Origin of the sequence: Flavihumibacter sp. (genome assembly GCF_036676075.1) — a bacterium.
GTDB lineage: Bacteria > Bacteroidota > Bacteroidia > Chitinophagales > Chitinophagaceae > Flavihumibacter.
In genome coordinates, this window is record NZ_JAKFDQ010000006.1 from 247707 (window position 1) to 267916 (window position 20210).

Consider the following 20210-nt stretch of genomic DNA (forward strand, 5'->3'; position numbering starts at 1 on the left):
AATGAAAACGTTTATGCATAGGCGTTTGCTACGAATAACGATCGCTGCCTTATCTATACTGGTGTTCAGCCATTGTAATAATGGCCGGAAAGCAGTATATCGTAATGACACTCTTACCAGTGGAACCATCCATATTAGTGTTGATGAATCTTTCAAACCCGTTATTGATTCCCAGATCAAAGTCTTCGAATCTTCATATCCGGATGCCCATATAATTGCCCATTACAAGCCTGAAGCTGAATGCCTGAAAGACCTGCTGGTTGACAGTGTGCGTATGGTGATTGTTACAAGGCAGTTGCTTCCGGTAGAAGAACAGAGGTTAAAAGATACTTTACGATTTATACCCCTGCAGGCAAAGATTGCCTATGATGCGGTTGCATTGGTTGTAAATAAACAATCGAAGGATTCTATATTTGACATGACTGATGTAAAATCATTGTTAAAAGGAACCAGTGGATTTAAACTGAGACCTGTGATGGATGGTCTCACGGCCACCAGTACTGTACGATACGCGCTCGACTCATTGTTAGCAGGCCAGGCGCTTGGCAAAGAGGTGACCGCGGCAACCTCCAGTCAGGGTGTTATTGATTATGTTTCACAGCATAAAGATGCTGTTGGATTTGTTGGTGTTAACTGGATTGGAAACCCTGAAGATGCCACACAGCTTAGCTTTCAGGATAAAGTTACCATTGCGTCACTACGCTGTTTGGTTTGTCCGGAAGAGACATATGTAAAGCCTTATCAGGCAAATATTGCAACGCTTCGCTATCCTTTGGTACGGGGATTGCATTATATTTTAAAGGAAAATTATGAAGGATTAGGAAGCGGATTCGCTAATTTCCTCATCTATGAAAGAGGCCAGTTGATTTTCAGAAGAGCTTATCTCTGGCCGGCAAGAATGCAATTCGAATTAAGAAATGCAGGGATCGATGAATAACTAAGTGGACAAAATATTTAACAACTCGACTAAAAAACAGCAAACGAAAATGAAGAAATCCTTTTACAGCCTGGTAATAGCCGCAGTAATGTGTGGAAGTTCCCTGTTCGCGCAGAGTGTTGACCAGGGAAAGAAATTCTTTTATTACGAGCGGTACAAGAGCGCAAAAGATAATTTTGAGAAAGTTCTGGCCGCTAATCCAAATGACATTTCTGCCACCTACTGGCTTGGGCAAACTCTTATAGAAATGAAGGATGTTGCCGGGGCAAGGGCAGTTTATCTGAAGGCATTGGAAACCAACGGTAACGCACCTCTCTTACTTGTTGGGATGGGGCATGTTGAGTTGTTGGAAGGTAAAAAAGATGAAGCACGCCAGCGTTTTGAAACCGCTATTTCCCTCACCAAAGGAAAGGATGGAGCAGTTCTTAATGCAATAGGAAATGCTAACGTAGATTCAAAAGATGGCGATGCCAATTATGTAATTACCAAGCTTACACCCTACACACAGGACAAGAAATTTAAGGATGCGGAAACCTGGCTACAGATTGGTGACGCATACCGTGTACTTGTAGATGGAGGCAACGCTGTAACAGCTTACCAGAAGGCGCTGGCTATTGACCCAACGTTGGCGGCTGCTAAACATCGTATTGCCAGGATCTACCTGACCCAAAAAAATCCGGAATCTTTTCTTCCGGCTTATGAAGAGGCTATTGCCCTTGATCCCAATTACGCTCCATCAGTATATGACCTTTATGTTTACTGGTATGATCGTGATATCAATAAAGCTAAAACCTACTATGATAAGTATTTAACCATTTCTGATCCGGATCCGAAGAATGATTATGATAAAGCATCCATTCTTTATGCATCGAGAGATTTCATGGGAGCCATTAATGCATCGAAAGGTTTCATCAGTCAGTTGGGTGATAAAGCTGATCCACGCTACTACAAACTTGCAGCATACTCTTATGATGAACTGAAAGATTCAGTTAATGCAAAGGATTATCTCGAGCAATATTTTGCTAAGCAAAAAGCAGAAGATTTCGTTCCTAAAGACTATGAGTTCCGGGCAAAGATGCTGAGTAAATTTCCTGGTAACGAAACAGAAGCTTTTGCCAGTTATGAAAAGGCAATCGCAATGGATACTGCTTATGAAAGTAAGCTTGAATTACTGGAGAACGCAGCTGCATTTGCAAAGTCAAATGGTAATAGGGCTGCAGAAGCGAATTTCCTGGGTCAGTTATACCAAACAAAAAAGACCCCTAATAATGTAGATCTTTATAACTGGGGTTTTGCCAATTACCAGGCAGGTAATTATAAATCTGCAGATTCACTATTTGCTCAATACACGGAGAAATATCCAAATGAGATATTCGGTTACCTCTGGCGTGCACGTAGTAACCAGGCAATGGATACAACAATGGCACAGGGATTAGCAGTTCCTCACTATGAGAAACTCGCTGAAATGGCCCGTAGTCTCGATTCCGTAAAGTATAAAGGACAGGCAGTTTCCTCTTATTTCTACCTTGTTCAATACCATAATGATATTAAGAAAGATAAAGCAGCAGCACTCCGCTATGTAGATAAGGTTCTTGAAGTTGACCCGGGTAATGCCGATGCCATCAGGATCCGTGATATTCTGAATAAATCGCCGCAAAAGAAAACGGCTGCTAAATAGCGAATAATTTTAATACAATATGTTTAACGATCCCCGCCACTGGCGGGGATTTCTTTTACATCATCAACTTGCCTGTGAACAGCCTTAACTTATTTTCAGTGTTGCACTTTTATTCGGGTGGCTAACGTATTTTTGCGGCTACAACAATACAAAGGCATGAATCTTTTCTTTTTACAGAATGCGGTTTCAGCCAGTTCCGCAGTTAATTACCTTCCCATTGCTCTACAAGTACTTTGCGCTGCTGGTTTTGTTGCCCTTACACTCGGAATATCACCTTTCCTGGGCCCCAACCGTAAAACGGCAGAGAAACTTGAGACTTATGAAAGTGGTATTCACTCTGTGGGAAATGCCCGACAGCCAGTTGCCATCAAATATTTCCTTGTCGCGATCCTTTTTGTTCTGTTTGATGTTGAAGTAATATTCTTCTATCCCTATGCTGTTAATTTTCGCGAACTGGGTTGGAATGGTTTTTTGGCAGTGCTTATGTTTGTTGGATTTTTCGTTTGCGGCTTTTATTATATAATTAAAAAAGGCGCACTGCAGTGGGAGGATTAATATAAAAGTAATTTATTATGGCACGTCCTGTTCAATATAATGTAAAGAATGAAGGTGGTAAAATACTTATCACTGACGAAATGCCTTCGGGCCTCGAAGGCGAAGGTTTTTTTGCTACTAAACTCAGCGAAGTAGTGGGCTGGGGAAGGAAGAATTCACTCTGGCCAATGCCATTTGCAACTTCCTGCTGCGGCATCGAGTTCATGGCAACCAGTGCATCCCATTATGATATTGGGCGTTTTGGTTCAGAAAGAATGGCGCATACTCCCCGCCAGTGCGACTTGCTGATGGTAATGGGTACTATCGCCAAAAAAATGGGACCAATTGTAAAACAGGTTTACCTGCAGATGTCGGAACCGCGATGGGTGATTGCTGTAGGTGCATGTGCATCGTCGGGTGGAATATTCGATACCTATAGTGTGTTGCAGGGTATCGATCAGATAATACCCGTAGATGTATACGTACCCGGTTGTCCACCCCGGCCTGAAGCTATTATTGATGGACTGATGAAATGCCAGGACCTTGTAGGTCAGGAAAGCCTTCGCAGAAGAAATAGTGACAGGTATAAGGCACTTTTGAATAGTTATGGAATCGAATAACACGTAAGGGGTAAGAGGTAAGAAGTAAGAAGTAAGAGGTATTTTAATCTTAAAAGTTATACATGTCGACGGTTTTGACTAATGAGATCATCCAAAAACGCCTTGTTGAAAAATTCGGCGATGCGATTACCAATATGGAAGAACCCTATGGAATGTTCAGTTTTGAAGTTCCAAAGGATCTTAACCTGAAGGTTATGCAGTTCCTTTATGATGAACCGGATCTGAACTTTCGTTTTCTGACCGATGTTTGCGCCGTTCATTATCCTGATCAGAAAGGTCGGGAATTGGCAGTGGTTTACCATCTTCATAATATGGTGGATAATATTCGCATAAGGATGAAGATATTTACTGATATAAATGAACCGGATGTTTTTACAGCAACCAGTCTTTATCAATCAGCAAATTGGCAGGAGCGTGAAACATATGATTTTTATGGCGTTAACTTCCTGGGTCACCCCAATCTTAAAAGGATCCTTAATGTAGATGAGATGGACTATTTCCCGATGCGAAAGGAATACCCACTGGAAGACAGGGCCCGCCTTGATAAAGATGATGAGATGTTCGGCAGGGGAGGATCAGTAGTATAAAAATCAGCAACAACAAACCTTAAACAAATAGGCAGTAATGTCTGAACTCATACAACAAGAACAACACGTTAAGCTTCCGGAAGGATCCATCGGGAAACAGACTACCACGCTGAACCTGGGACCAACACACCCCGCAACCCATGGCGTTTTTCAGAATATCCTGGAAGTGGATGGTGAAAGGATCGTTTCAGCAGAGCAAACTGTTGGCTATATCCACCGCGCTTTTGAAAAGATAGCCGAGCGTCGCCCTCTCTACCAGATCACCCCTCTCACCGACCGGTTGAATTATTGTTCTTCTCCCATTAATAATATGGGATGGCATCTCACCTGTGAAAAATTGCTTGGCGTAACTACTCCTAAACGGGTTGATTACCTAAGGGTGATAATCATGGAGCTATCGCGCATTGCCGACCACCTTATCTGTAACTCAATAGTTGGTGTTGATAGTGGCGCCTTCAGTGGATTCCTTTATGTGATGCAGTATCGCGAACTTATCTATGAAATTTTTGAAGAGGTCTGTGGAAGCAGGCTTACCACAAATATTGGCCGCATCGGAGGATTTGAAAGGAATTTCACTCCGGCTGCATTTGAAAAACTCGAAAGATTTTTAAAGGAATACCCTGTTACATTGAAAGAATTCGAAAATCTTTTCAACCGCAACCGAATCTTCATGGAACGCACCATGGGTACAGGTGGCATTTCTGCTGAGCGGGCGCTTAATTATGGTTTCACCGGTCCCAACCTCCGCGCTACCGGCGTTGACTATGATGTTCGTGTTGCTACACCATATAGCTCATACGAAGATTTCGAATTTGATATTCCTGTTGGAACAACTGGCGACAACTATGATCGATTTATGGTTCGTAACCAGGAAATGTGGCAGAGTATCCGGATCATAGAACAGGCCTACCGCAAAGTGCAGGAGTTCAAAGGTGCGGATGCAGAAGTATTCCATGCAGACGTTCCGGAATATTACCTTCCCGAGAAAGAGGATGTATATACGAAGATGGAAGCACTGATCTGGCATTTTAAAATCATTATGGGTGAAATTGATATGCCGGCAGGTGAAGTTTACCAGGCAGTGGAAGGAGGAAACGGTGAACTTGGCTTCTACCTTATCAGTGATGGAGGTCGAGCGCCATTCAGGCTGCATTTCAGAAGGCCTTGTTTTATTTATTACCAGGCATATTCTGAACTCACTAAGGGGGCATTGCTGTCCGATGCGGTAATCACGATGAGTAGCCTGAACCTTATTGCCGGAGAAATGGATGCTTAGTATTTATCCAACTTGTATTGAAATAGTTATGATAAAGTTTTCAGAAGAGAAATTGACCAAAGTGCAGGAGATCATTGCCCGCTATCCCCAGGGAAAGCAGAAGAGCGCATTGATTCCCGTTCTGCACCTGGCGCAGGAAGAATATGGATGGCTTAGTGCCGAAACAATGGACTATGTGGCTTCACTACTTCAACTGGAACCCATTGAAGTTTATGAAGTTGCCACCTTCTATTCTATGTATAACCTGAAACCAGTTGGTAAATTCCTTTTTGAAGTTTGCCAAACCGGTCCCTGCATGATCAATGGCAGCGATGATATTGTTGAGCATATCAAACAGCGACTAGGCATCAGTGTTGGTGAAACAACAGCCGACGGATTATTCACCCTTAAAACTGTTGAATGCCTTGGAGCATGTGGTTATGCGCCGATGATGCAACTTGGTAAACATTACCGTGAACACCTCACAAAAGAGAAAGTTGACCAGATCATAGAAGAATGCCGCAAAAACGCCGGCCAGCTTAATTGATTTAACAGAGCACTGTTCAACAAAATAATTGTATGGGTATAAAGTTACTTTTAGAAAAGGCCGATGTTGAAGGCATACGCAGTTACGATGTATACCGTCGTGAAGGCGGCTATCGCAGTGTGGAAAAGGCTTTTAGAACAATGAGTCCTGATGCTGTTACTGAGGAAGTGAAGAAAAGCGGACTGCGCGGAAGAGGTGGAGCCGGTTTCCCTGCCGGTATGAAATGGAGTTTCCTGGCAAAGCCGGAAGGCATACCCCGTCACCTTGTATGCAATGCAGATGAATCTGAACCCGGAACTTTTAAGGATCGCTACCTGATGGAATTCATCCCCCATCTTCTTATCGAAGGCCTTATAGTATCCTCCTTTGCGCTGGGCTCCAATGCTACCTATATATATATACGTGGAGAGTATGCATGGATCGTTGATATATTAGAGCAGGCCATAGGCGAAGCAAAAGCCAATGGATGGCTTGGGAAGAATATACTGGGTACCGGTTTCGATTGCGAGATCTATGTACAGCGAGGAGCCGGCGCCTATATATGCGGCGAAGAAACAGCATTGATTGAATCGCTGGAAGGCAAAAGAGGAAACCCACGCATCAAACCACCGTTCCCGGCCGTTAAAGGAGTGTGGGACCGTCCAACCGTAGTGAATAATGTAGAAACCCTCGCTGCAGTAGTTCCCATCATTAATATGGGAGGAGAGGAGTATGCGAAAATCGGGGTAGGTAAATCCACCGGTACTAAACTTATCTCAGCCTGTGGCAATATCAATAAGCCTGGGGTATATGAAATAGACATGACCATTTCTGTTGAAGAATTTATTTACAGTGATGAATATTGCGGCGGCATACCTAAAGGTAAAAGGCTTAAAGCCTGCATTCCCGGTGGATCTTCCGTTCCTATTCTGCCTGCTAACCTTTTATTGAAAACAGCAAAAGGTGAAACAAGGTATATGAATTACGAAAGCCTCAGTGATGGTGGTTTTGCCACAGGATCAATGATGGGCTCGGGCGGTTTTATAGTGCTGGATGAAGACCAGTGCGTGGTAAAAAATACTTACACACTCGCAAGATTCTATCGCCATGAAAGTTGTGGTCAGTGTTCTCCCTGCAGGGAAGGCACCGGCTGGATGGAAAAAATATTGAAGAGTATTGAAATGGGTAAAGGAAAGATGAGTGATATCGATCTGCTCTGGGATATCCAGCGCAAAATTGAAGGAAATACCATCTGCCCGCTGGGTGATGCAGCCGCATGGCCGGTTGCAGCAGCCATAAGGCATTTCAGAGATGAATTTGAATGGCATGTGAATAATCCTCAGGAATGCCTGACACGTAATTATGGACTGGCCCATTATGCCGATCCTATTCATGTGCCAGTCTCCTGATTTATATTGCCTATTGACTTTTGCCTATTGCCTTTTAAAGATTTGAGCACCAACATATGTCTGAAGAGAAAAAATTATTCAAGGTAACGATCGACAACATCACCATTGATGTTGAACCCGGCACATCCATTCTGAATGCTGCCCGAATGATCGGTGGTGATGTTACTCCGCCAGCAATGTGCTACTACAGCAAGCTGAAAAACAGCGGTGGTAAATGCCGCACCTGCCTGGTTGAAGTTGCCGCCGGTTCCACCGCAGATCCACGCCCCATGCCTAAATTGGTGGCAAGTTGTCGCACCAATGTAATGGATGGAATGATTGTAAAAAATATTACCAGCGACCGCGTACTGGATGCTCGTGCTGGCGTTACTGAATTCCTGCTGCTTAATCATCCGCTTGATTGTCCCATCTGCGACCAGGCCGGCGAATGCCACCTCCAGGATCTTAGCTATGAGCATGGAAAAGAAGGAACCCGTTTCGAATACCAGAAGCGGACATTCAAAAAACACGACCTTGGTGAATATATCCAGTTGCACATGACCCGCTGCATACTTTGTTATCGCTGCGTTTATGTTGCCGACCAGCTCACTGAAAAACGTGTTCATGGTGTACTGGACAGGGGTGATCATTCTGAAATTGCTACCTATATAGAGAAGGCACTTCATAATGATTTTATAGGTAATGTGATCGATGTTTGTCCGGTAGGTGCTCTCACCGACAGAACCTTCCGATTCAAGAACAGGGTTTGGTTCACCAAGCCCGTAGATGCTCATCGTAATTGTCCCAAATGCTCAGGAGAAGCGCAACTATGGATGAGAGGAGATGAAGTATTCAGGGTTACAGCGCGTAAGGATGAATGGGGTGAAGTGAAAGATGCTAGTGATGGAAGACCGGGGTGGATCTGCAATGATTGCCGCTTTGAGAAGAAAGATATAAAAGACTGGATCATCGAGGGACCAACAAAAGTAAACCGGCACTCCGTGATTTCACAGGGCCATTATGTTGGTGTGAAACCACAAAAAGACCTGTTGCCCGAAGTAATGGGAGGACGTGGACCAAAATTATTACTCGATATCCATAAGGTTAGTGAGGTTAACCGTCCCGAAATAGAATTGTCAAAGATAGATGGACCCGCACATAGCGATGATTTCAAGAATCTGAATAAATAAATTATGGTTACACTGGCAATTGACCTGGCCTTTATACTGGAGAAATTTGTTCTCATAGCAGTGATCATCGTTATTTCACTGCTGGTAGCCTTGTACACAACTTTCGGAGAGCGTAAGGTGGCAGGGTATATTCAGGATCGTTATGGTCCTAACCGCGCGGGTCCCGGCGGTATCTTCCAGCCCTTCGCCGATGGTATCAAGCTGTTCATGAAGGAAGATGTGATACCAAATTCTTCCAACAAGTTTCTCTTTGTTCTTGGTCCCGCTGTAGCCATGACAATGGCCATGCTTACAAGCGCTGTTATACCATGGGGCAGGGAGATCGAACTATTTGGACGTACCATCCCCCTGCAGATCGCGGATATCAATATTGGCATCCTCTATGTGTTTGGCGTGGTGAGCATGGGTGTTTATGGTATCATGATAGGAGGTTGGGCTTCCAATAATAAATTCTCGCTGCTGGCTGCATTACGCGGTGCATCACAGATGATCTCTTATGAACTTGCAATGGGCCTGGCAATTATTGCCCTTCTCATGCTAACAGGATCATTAAGTCTTAAGACCATCGTTGAACAGCAATCGACCGGATGGTGGAATATTTTTTACCAGCCCCTCGGTTTCCTGATTTTCCTGGTTTGTGCATTTGCAGAATGCAACCGTACACCCTTCGACCTACCGGAAGCGGAGAGTGAACTGAACCAGGGATATCACCAGGAGTACTCCTCCATGAAACTCGGTTTTTATTTGTTCGCCGAATATGTGAATATGTTCATCAGCAGTGCGCTTATGGCAACGCTTTATTTTGGTGGTTATGATATTCCTTTTGTAAATGACGCGGCTTTAACTGAAAGCATCGGTACCAACCTGATGGCCCTGCTGCAAACAATTTCACTTTTCGCAAAAGTTGGTTTCTTCCTGTTCTTTTTCATGTGGGTTCGTTGGACCATTCCAAGGTTCCGCTACGACCAGTTGATGAAGCTGGGCTGGAAATCATTGATACCTCTGGCCTTATTCAACATGGTGATAACAGGATTGATCGTATTGATAAAAGAAAACGGATGGCCTTTCTAAGTTTGTTTTACTTGGAGAGAAAACCGGATTGAAATATTTTTGCTAATGCCCACACTAACAAATAGAGCTAAGCCCGTTGATCGTCGTCCAATGACGATGATGGAGAAGATGTACCTGCCCGCCATTGCCAAGGGTATGGGTATTACCCTGAAACACTTTTTCTCTAAGAAAGTGACGGTACAATACCCTGAAGAAAAACGACCCTTCAGTCCGGTTTTCAGGGGATTGCATATTCTTAACCGGGATGAGGAAGGCCGTGAGAATTGTACTGCCTGCGGACTTTGTGCTGTTGCCTGTCCCGCTGAAGCCATCACTATGGAAGCAGCGGAAAGAAAGGAGGGAGAAGAACATCTCTACCGTGAAGAAAAATATGCAGCTAAGTATGAGATCAATATGCTACGCTGCATCTTCTGCGGACTATGCGAAGAAGCCTGTCCAAAAGATGCGATCTATCTCAGTGAAACCTTTGCCCCTTCCAACTATAAACGCGAAACATTCATTTATGGAAAGAATGATTTGCTGATTCCTGATCCAAAAAAAGAGCCTGAATTATATCAACAGGCACTTGGATCGAGGGCTAAACGGGAAGGAAAGAAAGGATAAAAAGTAACTGCTAATAAAGAACATGAATATCACACAAATACTTTTCTGGTTTCTGACAGTACTTGCCATCGGCAGTTCGCTGATGGTTATTACAAGTAGGAATCCGGTTTACAGCGTATTGTCACTTATCGTAACATTCTTTGCATTATCGGGTCATTACATTTTATTGAATGCGCAGTTCCTTGCCATCGTTAACCTGATAGTATATGCAGGTGCTATCATGGTCCTTTTTCTCTTTGTGATCATGTTGATGAACCTGAATGCTGAAACAGAACCACAGAAGAACAAGTGGCTGCGCTTTGCAGGGATTATCGCAGGAGGATGTTTCCTGCTTGTAATGGTGGCTGCTCTCCGGGATGCAGATAGCAGGGCCGCTACTGCCATGACAACTTATGGCGAAACCGGATTGATCCAACACTTGGGTAAAGTTTTATTCAATGAATATGTCGTTCCTTTTGAGATCAGCAGTGTGCTGTTCCTTAGTGCCATGGTTGGTGCCGTGGTGTTGGGGAAGAAGGAATGATAGGGGAGAGATGGAGGGGTGGAGAGATGGAAGGAACCATTAACACATCCATTACTCCATCACTCCAGCCCTCTAAATAAAACGGTGTCCAACTTAAAAAACATCCCTCAACATGCCCATCAACTTATACATCTTCGTAGCACTGGCCCTCTTCTGCATAGGAGTGATAGGAGTGCTTACGCGCAGGAATGCCATCATCATCTTCATGTGTATTGAACTCATGTTAAATGCGGTGAACCTCCTGCTTGTTGCTTTCTCTAAAATGCACCTCGCCGAAATGGGGAATGCGGCACCGGCTCTTGCCAACAATGGAACCGATGCGCAACTATTTGTTTTCTTTATCATGGTGGTGGCTGCTGCCGAAGTAACAGTTGGGCTTGCCATTATCGTTATGATGTACCGCAATACACATTCGGTTGATGTGAATTTCCTGAACAGATTGAAAAACTAATATGAAGAATATCATTGAATATGTTTGGCTGGTTCCCCTGTTTCCCCTGGTGGGATTTCTCCTCAACGGCTTATTGCGGAACAGCTTGTCAAAATCCCTTACCGGCATCATAGGTTCAGGATCAATACTGGCATCATTTATCGTCAGCGTCCTGATCTTTCTGGATGTTAAGGCTGGAATTGATGGTCCCGTTATAGTAACCCTATTCGATTTTATTTCTTTTGAAGATGTAAGTATCCCTTTCGCTTTCCAGGTCGACCAGCTTAGCAGTCTCTTCCTGCTCATCATTACCGGTATTGGATTCCTGATTCATGTCTACTCTGTTGCTTACATGCATGAGGAGAACAGCAGTCATTTCGCGAGGTATTTCGCTTATCTCAACCTCTTCGTTTTTTCGATGCTGCTTCTCGTTCTGGGATCAAATTACGTGATCATGTTCATTGGATGGGAAGGTGTGGGCCTCTGTTCTTATCTCCTGATCGGATACTGGTTTAAAAACATCGAATATTCCAATGCAGCCCGCAAAGCCTTTGTCATGAACAGGATCGGCGATCTTGGATTTCTGCTTGCTGTATTCTGGTTAATTGGTCGCATTGGCACCGTTAATTTCGGCGAGGTATTCAGTAAAGTTGATTCACTTAGCTCCCTGGATCTTACTGCCATCACCATGCTGCTTTTTATAGGTGCTACAGGAAAGAGTGCACAGATCCCTTTATATACATGGTTGCCTGATGCCATGGCCGGACCAACCCCGGTTTCTGCATTGATCCATGCCGCTACAATGGTAACCGCCGGTATATATATGATTGCGCGGAGCAATATTCTTTACACCATGGCACCAACAACCCAAACGGTCGTTATGGTTGTTGGGTTGGCCACTGCTTTGCTCGCTGCAACCATCGCACTCAAACAAAATGATATAAAGAAAGTGCTTGCATACTCCACCGTTAGCCAGTTGGGTTATATGTTCATCGCACTAGGCGTTGGTGCCTATACAGGCGCTGTTTTCCATGTGATGACACACGCATTTTTCAAAGCACTTTTATTCCTCGGAGCAGGTTCGGTTATACATGCCATGCACCATGAGCAGGATATCCGCAATATGGGGGGACTATCTAAAAAACTGAAGACAACTCACCTTACATTCCTTGTAGGATGCCTGGCCATCGCCGGTATCATCCCTTTCTCGGGCTTCTTTTCAAAAGATGAGATCCTGGCAGCCGCTTTCATGAAGAACCCCATTGTTTGGGCCCTCGCTGCTATCGGCGCACTTATGACGGCATTCTATATGTTCAGACTATATGCAATGACATTCCTCGGCAAATTCAGGGGAACAAGCGAACAGGAGCATCATCTGCATGAGTCACCGCCTGCAATGACAATACCATTGGTGATATTGGCAGTTCTCAGTTTTGCAGGTGGACTTGTTGGGATTCCTGAAGTACTGATGCATGATTCACACTCACTTGCCAAATTCCTTGAACCCGTTTTCGCCGAATCGAATAGAATTTCTGTACCCCACCACCCTGACCATACAACAGAACTCTTATTGATGTTTGGATTGATGGCTGTTATTGCAGTGGTTATTTTCTGGGCTATAGGTAAGTATAAGAAATACGAGAAAACACCAGAAGAGAATACCGGATTTGCAAGGATACTGGAGAATAAATGGTATGTTGATGAGATCTATGAAGCTCTCATTATTCGTCCCGTGAATGCTTTCGGAAAAATGCTGGGTAAGTTTGACAATTTCGGAATCGACTGGGTTGTAAATGGCGTGGGAAGAAGCGTACAGTATGCAAGCCGGCAGATCAGATTATTGCAAAGTGGGCAGGTCGGAAGTTATGTATTGTTGATGGTGATCGGTATGATCGTCCTCTTTGCATTACAGGTTTTCCTGAAAAAATAATTCATCCAAAGAAAGAAACCAGATTCATATAATGGTACCAGTTCTACTGATTTTGATCCCCCTGATTACCGGAGCAGCATTGTTTGCGGTAAAGCAGGAAGCAACGGCCAAGTCCATAGCGCTATTAGCGACACTTCTCTCACTGGCACTGATGCTGGCAGGGATGAGTGGCTATATTGATGCGGCTCAAATGACTTTTAACCAACCCTGGCTGGGCGGTATTAACAGCCGTTTTCATTTTGCTCTCGATGGAATGAGCCAACTATTATGCCTCCTTACTACACTTAGCTTTCCCATTATTATTTATTCAACATGGAACAACCAGTATGATGATAGTAACCGATTCTATGGATTGGTGTTGCTTTCACAGGCCGGCCTGCTGGGCGTATTCATGGCATTAGATGCATTGCTGTTTTATTTTTTCTGGGAACTGGCTCTTATACCACTGTACTTTCTCTGCTCTCGCTGGGGTGGCGAAAGACGTATCCAGGTTACCATTAAATTTTTCATCTATACATTCATTGGCTCTCTCTTCATGCTTATCGGGCTCATAATGCTTTATTTTAAAGCCGGCGGTTCTTTTGCATGGAGTGATTTCCTGAATCTTAAAATGACTTCGGGACAGGAACTGGGAATATTCCTGATGCTTGCCATAGCCTTTGCTATCAAGATGCCATTATTCCCATTCCATACATGGCAGCCCGATACCTACGAGCAATCACCCACCGCCGTCACCATGATCCTCAGCGCTATCATGGCCAAAATGGGGGTATTCGGATTGCTGCGCTGGCTGGCACCAATTGTTCCTTCTGCCACTTTTCTCTGGGGTGATAACTTTGCCACACTAGCCGTTATCGGAATGCTCTACGCCTCCTTTATCGCCATGCGGCAGGACGACCTGAAAAGGTTGGTAGCTTATTCTTCCATTGCGCATATCGGGCTCATGATCCTTGCCATTTTTGCACCAAGCTATAGCGGTATACAGGGTGCAATGATCCAGATGTTCAACCATGGTATCAATATCCTCGGAATGTGGATCGTGGTAAATGTGATCGAGCAAAAATTCGGAACGCGAAAGATCAGCGAACTCGGCGGACTGGCACAAAAAGCTCCTGTCCTCACCATCCTGCTGGTGATAGTTGCACTTGCCAATATTGCCATGCCCCTCACCAATGCCTTCATAGGTGAATTCATGATGTTTAACGGCGTGCTGGGTTCAACCGCCACTAAGTTCGGACTGGCTTATACCATTGCCGCATTGATAACGATAATTCTTAGTGCCGTTTACACATTACGTATGATACAGCGGGTTTTCTACGGTGAAACAAATGAACTTACATCAAAAGCCACCGATATTTCATTCAATGTAAAATTGAGCCTTGCAATAATTGTAGTGGGAATCATCCTGATTGGCGTGTTCCCCAAACCATTATTATCTCTTACCAGTGAAGTATCGGCAGATATCCTAGGAAGGATGAATTTAAAATAACCAGAGAACGACCAGAATAGTATGAATGCAATAATTCTTTCCGCAATACTTGGAGTGATACTGATGTTCAGTGGCATCTTCCTGACCAGCAAAACCGCCATTCGTAATATAGCAACTGCCGGCATGGCTTTGCTGCTGCTTGCAAATATTGCCGAACAGGGAGGATTCTTGCTCTTTGATGTGAATACACATAACATGCTTGTATTCTCTAAATTCGGCCTTCTTTTTAATTCTATTGCTTTCTCTGCAACACTGCTTTTTTTCCTCGTATCAGCAAAAGATATTACCAATGTTGGCATTAATGCAGCTGAATATTTTGCGCTTATATTCTTTATATCCTGTGGTATCGCAATAGTATCTTCTTTCAATTCACTCCTCTTGCTTTTCCTGGGTATTGAGATAATTTCCATCCCGCTTTACATTCTAACAGGAAGCGATAAGCGCAATCTTAAAAGTAATGAAGCCTCGCTGAAATATTTCCTGATGGGATCTTTTTCAACGGGCATAATGTTACTTGGTATTGCCCTTGTTTACGGTGCAAAGGCAAGCTTCAGCATGGAACAAATGCATTCAAGCATAAATGCAGGCAGGAATGCATGGTTTTATTCAGGATTGCTGCTTGTTCTTATCAGCATGCTATTCAAAGTATCTGCTGCACCCTTCCATTTTTGGACTCCCGACGTATATGATGGAGCCCCAACGGTGTTCACATCTTTTATGGCAACCATTGTGAAGGCAGGTGTTTTTATTGCGTTGGTTAGATTGTTTGATATGTCATTCGTTGGTTCCGGATATGATTGGCAACTCATCATTGCCATCGTTACAGCAGCAACACTTTTTATCGGAAATATTACCGCCATTTTCCAGCAAAGCGTCAAAAGAATGCTTGCCTATTCTTCAATAGCACAAGCCGGCTTCATGCTTTTTGGCGTGTTTAGTCAGAACGATTTTTCAAGGGAAGGTATCATCCTCTATACCCTCGGTTATAGCCTTGCTACCATTGGTATTTTTGCTGTTCTTATCAAGATGAAGGATTATACCTTTGAAGGCTTTAATGGACTTGCAAGAACAGAGCCGGTACTGGCAGCAACAACTACCATCTTCCTTCTATCCCTGGCAGGGATTCCACTGACCATCGGTTTTTTCGCCAAATATTTCATGCTGGCTTCCGCGGTTAAGAGTGGCTCACACCTTTGGCTGGTCATCTTTGCAATACTCTGTGCCGCCATCAGTGTGTATTATTATTTCAGGGTTATTCAGTCGATGTATTTCAAAACCGGACAGGCCGAAACTGAACCAGTAACGCCTGTTTTCCGCTGGCTGCTCGCCGGCATGGCAGCTGCTGTTATTATACTTGGAATCTTCCCCAATCTTGTGCTCCAATATCTGTATTTTTAGATCTTAAATCTTAAATCTTACCTCTTACCTGAATGAATTTTCTTGACACCTTATCCCTCGCTTACCGAACCATCCGCGGCAATGCTCTTCGCACCAGCATCACTGTTGCGATCATCGCACTTGGTATAGCAGCACTGATAGGTATCAACACCGCCATCCAGGCCATCTCGCAGAAATTCATGGAAAGTTTTTCCAGCATGGGCGCCAGTGGCTTTTCCATCCGCTACAGGGCCATGTTCCGGTTCGACAGGGGGGAGCTGAAGAAAGAAGAGAAGAATGGTCGGAAACTTAAAAAATCAAATACTAACCAACCCATTACAAGAGAGCAGGCAGAACTCTTTAAAGAAAGATATGATTACCCCGCCAAAGTAGGTATCTCGCTGGGGGCAGGAAATAGTTTTACCGCTTCCTATGGAGGGAAAAAAACTAACCCTACTGTAAGGGTTGCTGGCGGGGATGAGAACTATGTTGAACTGAACGGATATGATATTGAAGGTGGCAGGAACATGAGTGAGATCGATATTAGTTCGGGTCGAAATGTCTGCATCATCGGAAAAGATATCTATGACAAAATTTTCGGTAGCGGTGACCCTGAACGACCGGTTGATAAGATCCTTCGTGTAAATAATATTCCCTTCAGGGTTGTGGGAACCTTGAAATCAAGAGGTTCTACATTTGGAATGAGTCGCGACAATATCATCATCATACCTTATATGAGTGTTGTTAGGTTTTTTGCCGGCTCGGCCTCTAATACTTTTAATATAGGGGTTAAAGCGCAGGAGATAGCCAACATCGAAACCGCCATCGGTGAGGCTGAAGGTATATTTCGCGTGATCCGCAAAAATGGCATCAAAGAGGAAAGTAATTTCCTGATCGATAAGAGCGATGCATTCGTGGAAATGGCACTGAAACAAATCGGATGGCTCACAGCTTCGGCGGTTGTCATTGGGTTCATTACGCTCATGGGTGCAGCTATCGGCCTCATGAATATCATGCTGGTGGCAGTTACAGAAAGAACCAAGGAAGTGGGGCTCATTAAAGCAATCGGTGGACGACAGAGCAATGTGAGATGGCAGTTCCTTCTGGAGGCAATACTGATAAGCCTGCTTGGCGCTTTCTTCGGAATCGTGCTGGGAGTGCTGCTGGGTAATATTGTCAGTATGTTGATGGATACAGGATTCGTGGTGCCATGGCTCTGGGTTTTCATGGGCGTACTAATATGTACAATTGTTGGACTTGCCGCGGGATCTTATCCAGCCTATAAGGCCAGCAGGCTGAATCCTATTGAGGCGTTGAGGTATGAGTGAGGTGGAGAGATGGAGGGGTGGAGGGATGGAAGGCAATAGGCAATAGATAGTAGAAAGAGAAGAGATAATATTTGGGGTGGATAATAAATGAAAAGGGGAAACATTATAGTTTCCCCTTTTTTATTTCAGGCAGATATGAATCTATTTAACTGTTAATGCATCAGTGATGCGATCATTCAGGTCCTGCAAGTGATACTTGCTTGCGAGATCCTGATAGGCCGGCGTGGCAGTGCGGATATCAGTTTGAAGGGTACGCAGTGTACCTCTTACAAAGGAGATGACATCACTGTTCTTGTTCACTGCAGGTGCAAAGTTGAGCGCTACCCCACCAACTGAAATAGCCGGTACCGTAGATGGCTTGATCAGGGTCAGCATCCGCTCCACCAGGTTCTTCTGGAGATTGCGGCGATACATATCAATAGGCTTTCTTGCACTAAGCTCACTGAACACATTCCGGCGCAGGTCGCCCAGCAGATCCTGAAGTGTATAGGTTTTAGCGCCCATTACAACCTCAGCATTGAGCAGTTTGTTCAGGGTTGATGCACTGAGTACCCTGCCAAGTGCAGCGTCCTGGAGGCGGCTTACAACGCTTGTAGGAGTATTGCCGGTTTTGGCAAAAACCTGCTGGTCCAGTAACCAGGTTGGTGTTGTGAATACCTGCCTGTTGAGGAAATCCATGGCTTCCTTCTGTGTTTCACGGCTTACAAATTCATATACCGCACCAGGCTGTTCTACTGTTTTTGGCGTTTCTGTTACTCCGCCAATATTCTTACTCACATGACCTACATAGCGCCCATACTGGGTCACTACCTCATTATAAAGTTTATTGAGGGATGCATAATTTTCGTTGGGTTCTTTTGCCCACTCTGAAATATTGGGAATGATACGCTGAAGATTTTTGATACCATAGGTACTTGCCTTCATGGCATTATCTCCCAGGTCTTCATTCTGAGAACGCGGATCATCGGGATTGGTTTCCCTTCCAAACCACAACCTCTTGTTCTTCAACTTCTCCATAGTGAGGGCATTCAGCATAGGAATCTCTGCTTCGGGACTGGCGGCATCAGGTATCCATTTGTATCCCCACTCAATAGCCCATTTGTCATAATCACCAATACGCGGAAAGATACCTTTATCACCTACATTATCCTCAGGCTGGGCTACATAATTGAAGCGGGCATAATCCATGATGGAGGGAGTATGTCCGTTTTCTTCCAGCCATTTCTTATCGCGAAGTTTTTCAACAGGCACGGAAGAGGATGATCCGAAATTGTGGCGGAGCCCAAGTGTATGTCCAACTTCATGCGATGATACAAACCTGATGAGTTCTCCCATCAGTTCATCATCAAATTTTGGTTTGCGTGCTCGTGCATCATTTGGAGATGCCTGCACGAAATACCAGTTGCGCAGAAGTTCCATCACGTTATGATACCAGTTTATATGACTTTCAAGGATCTCCCCTGTACGCGGGTCATGCACATGCGGTCCGCTTGCATTGGGAACGTCTGAAGGCTTATACACGATGGCAGAATAGCGCGCATCTTCCAGGCTCCACTCAGGATCATTTAAAGGCGCTTCTTTCGCCATGATGGCATTCTTGAAACCGGCTTTCTCAAAAGCTTCCTGCCAGTCGTTCACACCCTTTATTAGATATGGAACCCATTTCTTTGGGGTGGCCGGATCAATATAAAATATGATGGGTTTCTTTGGCTCAACCAGTTCACCTCTTTTGTAACGTGCAATATCCTCGTCTTTAGGCTCAAGGCGCCAGCGCGTTACCATCCTAACATTCTCAACTCCTTGTGGATTGAGATCAAAATCAACATACTGGCGGGTGAAAAAACCAACTCGCTCATCATAGTGGCGCGCCTTCATAGGAGCGGCCGGAAGCATCACCATTGAGCTGTTGATCTCAACAGTGAAAGCACCCCCGGAAGGTTGGGGGGCTCCTGGGGTTGCAGGAACAGATCCCGCCGCGGCTGCTGCCCGGCTGTAGGTCTTTACCGTTTTGATCTCAGTGTTCATCGGGAATGATCGAACATTATCGATATACGACTTGTCTGATTGCTGTGACCCAACACGGAAGGTCCGCTTGCTGTTTGCCTCAAAATTCAGCACCTCATTATCGCTGTTAAGAAAAGAGGTAACCTCAATCACCACGCCGTTTGAATCCTTACCAAATGCTGCAATATCAAAGGCCTGAACGATGGGCTGGATGTTTGAATTGGCCACAGCACGGTACATTGGCTGGGTTGAATCCCTCGACATCTCGTCATAAGAAATGCTGCGGATATAAACTTTGTTGTTGGGGCCTTTATCAAATGTTATTACATTTTCACCGATAATATCACCGGCATAGCCAAAAAAGAAATTCCGCATACCGGCTGCTGCCTTCGAAAGACGGTTCACTACCAGGATCTCGCGACCCAATGCAGATTCAGGTATCTCAAAGTAATACTTATCATCTACCTTGTGTACTGTGAAGAGTCCATCATCAGTTACCGCCTTGGCAGTAATAACATCCTTGTAAGGCTTCGGGCCGGTAGATTTTGCGGGGGGTACAGGTGGTACTGCAGCCGGATTTGCTGCGGCATCCCTTGTCTGTGAGGGCCTTTGCTGACCATAACCGGCTGCATGTGTCAATACGGCAAGAATGGCAAGTGGCATTACCCTTTTAAGAAACGGGGTTGATAACATAGCGATCTCTGTTTAAATTTAGGTTGAATCAATAAATGTAAGACATA

The 20210-nt window shown here is 44.5% G+C and carries 18 protein-coding genes; 17 read left to right on the forward strand and 1 reads right to left on the reverse strand.

What is annotated here, in order from left to right; all coding sequences use genetic code 11:
• Window position 1: 1 nt before the first annotated feature.
• The 17 genes from V6M43_RS01165 (at window position 2) to V6M43_RS01245 (ending at window position 17466) form a co-directional block, all read left to right on the forward strand.
• Window positions 2-937, forward strand: coding sequence for a substrate-binding domain-containing protein (locus tag V6M43_RS01165; protein WP_332732215.1), 936 nt, complete (start codon window positions 2-4; stop codon window positions 935-937).
• Between the two features lie 49 nt (window positions 938-986).
• Window positions 987-2615, forward strand: a complete 1629-nt coding sequence (locus V6M43_RS01170; RefSeq protein WP_332732216.1) for a tetratricopeptide repeat protein — start codon at window positions 987-989, stop codon at window positions 2613-2615.
• A gap of 156 nt (window positions 2616-2771) precedes the next feature.
• Window positions 2772-3170, forward strand: a complete 399-nt coding sequence (locus V6M43_RS01175; protein ID WP_039131736.1) for an NADH-quinone oxidoreductase subunit A — start codon at window positions 2772-2774, stop codon at window positions 3168-3170.
• A 17-nt stretch (window positions 3171-3187) separates the two neighbouring features.
• A complete protein-coding gene (locus V6M43_RS01180; protein ID WP_332732217.1) occupies window positions 3188-3769 on the forward strand; it encodes an NADH-quinone oxidoreductase subunit B in 582 nt (193 codons plus the stop codon).
• A gap of 62 nt (window positions 3770-3831) precedes the next feature.
• The gene (locus V6M43_RS01185) at window positions 3832-4356 is read left to right on the forward strand and encodes an NADH-quinone oxidoreductase subunit C (RefSeq protein WP_332732218.1); all 525 of its coding nucleotides are present in this window, start codon (window positions 3832-3834) and stop codon (window positions 4354-4356) included.
• A 37-nt stretch (window positions 4357-4393) separates the two neighbouring features.
• Window positions 4394-5632, forward strand: coding sequence for an NADH-quinone oxidoreductase subunit D (locus V6M43_RS01190; RefSeq protein ID WP_332732219.1), 1239 nt, complete (start codon window positions 4394-4396; stop codon window positions 5630-5632).
• 28 nt (window positions 5633-5660) lie between these two features.
• On the forward strand, window positions 5661-6158 hold the full coding sequence (gene nuoE / locus V6M43_RS01195) for an NADH-quinone oxidoreductase subunit NuoE (protein ID WP_332732220.1): 498 nt from the start codon (window positions 5661-5663) through the stop codon (window positions 6156-6158).
• Between the two features lie 32 nt (window positions 6159-6190).
• Window positions 6191-7546: an NADH-quinone oxidoreductase subunit NuoF gene (gene nuoF / locus V6M43_RS01200; RefSeq protein ID WP_332732221.1), complete on the forward strand. Its 1356-nt coding sequence runs from the start codon at window positions 6191-6193 to the stop codon at window positions 7544-7546.
• A gap of 56 nt (window positions 7547-7602) precedes the next feature.
• Complete coding sequence (locus V6M43_RS01205) at window positions 7603-8715, forward strand: 2Fe-2S iron-sulfur cluster-binding protein (RefSeq protein WP_332732222.1); 1113 nt, start codon at window positions 7603-7605, stop codon at window positions 8713-8715.
• Between the two features lie 3 nt (window positions 8716-8718).
• Entirely contained in the window at window positions 8719-9786 is a 1068-nt protein-coding gene (gene nuoH / locus V6M43_RS01210; RefSeq protein ID WP_039131722.1) for an NADH-quinone oxidoreductase subunit NuoH, read from the forward strand.
• A gap of 45 nt (window positions 9787-9831) precedes the next feature.
• Window positions 9832-10389 carry an NADH-quinone oxidoreductase subunit NuoI gene (gene nuoI, locus V6M43_RS01215; protein WP_332732223.1) on the forward strand — a complete coding sequence of 186 codons (558 nt, stop codon included), beginning with the start codon at window positions 9832-9834 and terminating at the stop codon, window positions 10387-10389.
• 22 nt (window positions 10390-10411) lie between these two features.
• The gene (locus tag V6M43_RS01220; RefSeq protein WP_039131718.1) at window positions 10412-10912 is read left to right on the forward strand and encodes an NADH-quinone oxidoreductase subunit J family protein; all 501 of its coding nucleotides are present in this window, start codon (window positions 10412-10414) and stop codon (window positions 10910-10912) included.
• A 112-nt stretch (window positions 10913-11024) separates the two neighbouring features.
• Window positions 11025-11363, forward strand: coding sequence for an NADH-quinone oxidoreductase subunit NuoK (nuoK, locus tag V6M43_RS01225; protein ID WP_332732224.1), 339 nt, complete (start codon window positions 11025-11027; stop codon window positions 11361-11363).
• A 1-nt stretch (window position 11364) separates the two neighbouring features.
• On the forward strand, window positions 11365-13272 hold the full coding sequence (nuoL, locus tag V6M43_RS01230; protein WP_332732225.1) for an NADH-quinone oxidoreductase subunit L: 1908 nt from the start codon (window positions 11365-11367) through the stop codon (window positions 13270-13272).
• 31 nt (window positions 13273-13303) lie between these two features.
• A complete protein-coding gene (locus V6M43_RS01235; RefSeq protein ID WP_332732226.1) occupies window positions 13304-14761 on the forward strand; it encodes a complex I subunit 4 family protein in 1458 nt (485 codons plus the stop codon).
• A gap of 21 nt (window positions 14762-14782) precedes the next feature.
• Complete coding sequence (locus V6M43_RS01240; protein ID WP_332732227.1) at window positions 14783-16159, forward strand: NADH-quinone oxidoreductase subunit N; 1377 nt, start codon at window positions 14783-14785, stop codon at window positions 16157-16159.
• 32 nt (window positions 16160-16191) lie between these two features.
• Entirely contained in the window at window positions 16192-17466 is a 1275-nt protein-coding gene (locus V6M43_RS01245; RefSeq protein ID WP_332732228.1) for an ABC transporter permease, read from the forward strand.
• Window positions 17467-17607: 141 nt separating this feature from the next.
• Here V6M43_RS01245 and V6M43_RS01250 read toward each other — a convergent pair whose 3' ends face one another.
• Window positions 17608-20163: a zinc-dependent metalloprotease gene (locus tag V6M43_RS01250; protein WP_332732229.1), complete on the reverse strand. Its 2556-nt coding sequence runs from the start codon at window positions 20161-20163 to the stop codon at window positions 17608-17610.
• Window positions 20164-20210: the final 47 nt, after the last annotated feature.